Annotated in this window: 2 protein-coding genes and 1 pseudogene; 2 read left to right on the forward strand and 1 reads right to left on the reverse strand. The window is 73.5% G+C overall.

Annotated features, from left to right (window positions below):
* Nucleotides 1-506 (reverse strand): aminotransferase class I/II-fold pyridoxal phosphate-dependent enzyme (locus tag AB0O00_RS32085; protein WP_363657772.1); only part of this gene is annotated, 506 nt, incomplete at its 3' end.
* Nucleotides 507-965: 459 nt separating this feature from the next.
* Here AB0O00_RS32085 and AB0O00_RS32090 point away from each other — a divergent pair.
* Together AB0O00_RS32090 and AB0O00_RS32095 are read left to right on the forward strand one after the other, a co-directional pair.
* A complete protein-coding gene (locus AB0O00_RS32090; RefSeq protein ID WP_363657774.1) occupies nucleotides 966-3,224 on the forward strand; it encodes an MMPL family transporter in 2,259 nt (752 codons plus the stop codon).
* A 155-nt stretch (nucleotides 3,225-3,379) separates the two neighbouring features.
* Nucleotides 3,380-3,841: pseudogene (locus AB0O00_RS32095) on the forward strand (hypothetical protein); the annotation flags it as partial.

Below are 3,841 nucleotides of genomic sequence, written 5' to 3' on the forward strand. Positions count from 1 at the left end.
GCTCGCCCGCTGAGGCTGCTGCCGTGGGCGTGCGCGGCGTCCTCGACCAGCGGCACGCCGTGCCGGTCGCACAGCGCGCGCAGCTCGTCGACGGCCGGGGTGATCAGGCCGCCGATGTGGACGAGTACGACGGCCGCGGTATCCGGAGTGAGGGCCGCCGCGAGGGTCTCGGGGGAGAGCGCGAGGGTGGCCGGGTCGACGTCGGCGATCACCGGGCGGCCGCCCGCGTGCAGGACGGCGCCGGCGGTGGCGTAGAAGGTGACGGCCGGCACGACCACGTCGCGGTCCCGCACGCCGACGGTGCGCAGGATGATCTCCAGCGCCGACGTGCCGCTGGACACCGCGACGGCGTGCGAGGCGCCGTGCTCGGCCGCGAAGGCCTGCTCGAAGCGCTCGGTCCAGGGTCCGAGCGTCATCGCACCGGTGGCGAGGATCTCCGCCACCGCGTCCGCGACGGCCATGCGGTCGCTCTCGTCGAACACGATGCGGGCGGCGGGTACGCCCATGGGGCACCTCCGGCGGCGGGCTGTGGTTCAGCACCGATCGGGTGGGGGCGGTCCGGGCGTCGGAAAACGCCCGGGCCAGGCACATCACGCTACTTCGGCCGCCCGCGCCCGGCCCGTTGTCGCCGCCCGCACGGGTGACGCCCGGCCCGGCCGGTGACCGGCTCCCGCGCCGGCTGCGCCCTCCGGAGCACCCGGGACTGCTTCGGGAGGAGGTCGTGCGCTCCGCCGTCCGGGGCGGTGCCCTACTGCGTACGCAGTACGGGAAGTGTCTGCGCAGGGATGACGACGGACTACGGGCCGGCGACGAAGGATTGGTCACGCTGCGGGAGGACCGCGCCGACCGGCGCCCGGCCCGTCCGCAGCGTGTTCTGCCTCCAGGTCGAAGACCGGGATCCGACGTCGATGTCGATGACCGGGATCCGCAGTCGAAGACCGAGATCCGAAGGAGTCCGCTCTCCCGTGGCCACGTTCCTCTACCGCCTGGGCCGATGGGCCTTCGTCCGGCGCCGGCTGGTGACCCTCCTGTGGGTCGCCCTGCTGGCCGTCGGTGGGGTCCTCGCGGCCAAGGCGCCCGCCGCACCAGACGACGGCTTCGCGATGCCCGGTACGGAGGCCCAGAAGGCCTTCGACCTGATGAACGAGCGCTTCCCGGGTGGCCACGCCGACGGCGCGTCCGCCCGCGTGGTGTTCGTCGCGCCCTCCGGGCAGAAGATCACCGCCGCGCCGAACCAGCAGGCGGTCGAGAAGACGGTGGCCGAGCTCGCGCACGCCGAGGAGGTCACCGGCGCGGTCAGCCCGTTCAAGGCCGGCACGATCTCCAAGGACGGCACCACCGCGTACGCGACGGTGAACTACTCCGTCAAGGCGGGCAAGCTGTCCACCGGCGCCACCGAGGCCCTGGAGCAGGCCGCCCAGCACGGCCGGGACGCCGGGCTCAAGGTCGAGGTCGGCGGCACCGCGCTGACGGCCAAGCCCGAGGCCGGCGGCAGCAGCGAGGCCATCGGCATGGCGCTGTCCGCGGTCGTCCTGACGATCACCTTCGGCTCGCTCGTCGCGGCCGGTCTGCCGCTGCTCACCGCTGTGGTCGGCGTCGGCCTCGGCATGGCGCTGATCACCGGGCTCGGCAGCGTGCTCGGCCTGTCCAGCACCACCGGCACGCTCGCGATGATGCTCGGTCTGGCGGTCGGCATCGACTACGCGGTGTTCATCGTCTCCCGCTTCCGGGCCGAGCTCGCCGAGGGCCGGACGCCGCAGGAGGCGGCCGGCCGGGCGGTCGGCACGGCAGGCTCCGCGGTGGTCTTCGCCGGCCTCACCGTGGTGATCGCCCTCGCCGGGCTCTCCGTGGTCGGCATCCCGCTCCTCGCCAAGATGGGCATGGCCGCCGCCGGCACGGTCGTCATCGCCGTCCTGGTCGCGCTGACGCTGGTGCCCGCGCTGCTCGGCTTCATCGGCAAGCGGGTGCTGCCCCGCAAGGTCCGCAAGAACGCCGGGACCACCGGGACCACCGGGACCACCGGGAACGCCGGGGACACCGGGGACGGTTCCGCCGGCTCCGCCTCCGCGCCCGCGAAGGAGAACGGCGGCGCCCGCTGGGCCCGGTTCGTGCTGCGGCGGCCGGTCGCCGTCCTGCTGGGCGGCGTGATCGGCCTCGGCGTGCTGGCCGCGCCCGCGCTCGATCTGCGGCTCGGCCTGCCGGGCGACGAGTCCAAGCCGACCTCCACCACCCAGCGCCGCGCCTACGACCTGCTCTCCGACGGCTTCGGCCCGGGCTTCAACGGCCCGCTGACCGTCCTGGTCGACGCCAAGGGCGCGCCCGACCCGAAGGCCGCCGCGAGCGAGGTCGCCAAGACGGTCTCCGCGCTGCCCGGCGTCATCACCGTCACCCCGCCGATGTTCAACAAGGCCGGCGACACGGCCCTGCTCAACGCCATACCGGCGACGGGCCCGGCCGCCGCCGAGACCAAGGACATCGTGCACGCCATCCGCGGCCACGCGGCCGGCCTCAAGGCCGAGACCGGGGCGAGCGTCCTGGTCAGCGGCACCACGGCGATGAACATCGACGTGTCGCAGAAGCTCACCGACGCGCTCGTGCCATACCTCGCGATCGTCGTCGGCCTGGCCGTGCTCCTGCTGCTGATCGTCTTCCGCTCCGTCCTCGTCCCGCTCAAGGCCGCGCTCGGCTTCCTGCTCTCGGTGGCCGCCGCGCTCGGCGCCGTCGTCGCGGTCTTCCAGTGGGGCTGGCTCGCCGACCTGATCGGCGTCCAGCAGACCGGCCCGGTGATGAGCATGATGCCGATCTTCATGATCGGCGTGGTCTTCGGCCTCGCCATGGACTACGAGGTGTTCCTGGTCACCCGCATCCGCGAGGGCTACGTGCACGGCGAGCAGCCCGGCCAGGCGATCGTCACCGGCTTCCGGCACAACGCCCGGGTGGTCACCGCCGCCGCCTTCATCATGATCGCCGTCTTCGCGGGCTTCATCGGCATGAGCGAACCGATGATCAAGATGATGGGCCTCGGCCTCGCCGCCGCCGTCGCGTTCGACGCCTTCGTGGTCCGCATGACGATCGTCCCGGCCGTCCTCGCCCTGCTCGGCCGCCGCGCCTGGTGGCTGCCGAAGTGGCTGGACCGCCTCATACCGGACGTCGACGTCGAGGGCAGCAAGCTGCACACCGCCGCCCCCGAGCCGGCACCGGTCCGGGAGTCCGTCGGCGTCTAGCGCTGTCACCGATTCGAACGGCCGTCGGTTCCACGCTCGACGATTCCGCGGCCACCGATTCGAACGCCCACCGATTACCGTTGCAGTCGGGGGCCGCCGCCGAGCGCACCGCCGCTCGGGCCGACGGCCCCCGACCCGCGACCCGGAGAGCACCCATGACTTCCACCTGGCAGCGCCTGCGCCAGAACCACCCCCGACTGCTGGACGTCGTCGGGGGCGCCGCTCTCGTCGCCTCCACCACCTTCGGCGCCACGGTCGACCAGAGCGGCCAGTTCCACGGCCTCAACCCGCTCACCGGTGTCCTGTCCCTGGTCTCCGTCCTCGCCGTCTTCGCCCACCGCCGCCACCCGCTCGCGGTCGTCGCGGTCACGCTCGTCTGCTCGATCCTGCTCACCCCGACCACCCCCAGGCTCACCCCCGCCCTCGCCACCCCGCTGCTCTGCGCGCTCTACTTCCTCGCCGTCCGCACCGACCGCACCACCGCACTGCGCGCCTCCATCGTCACCGCCGTCGTGCTCACCGCGACCTCGCTGGCCGTCGACGCGGGCGGCCACCTCGGCGAGCGGCTCGGCGTTCTCGCCTGGGCCCTGCTGCCCGGCGCCATCTGCGACTCCATC

The organism is Kitasatospora sp. NPDC093558, from assembly GCF_040683475.1.
In the GTDB taxonomy this organism is placed as follows: domain Bacteria; phylum Actinomycetota; class Actinomycetes; order Streptomycetales; family Streptomycetaceae; genus Kitasatospora.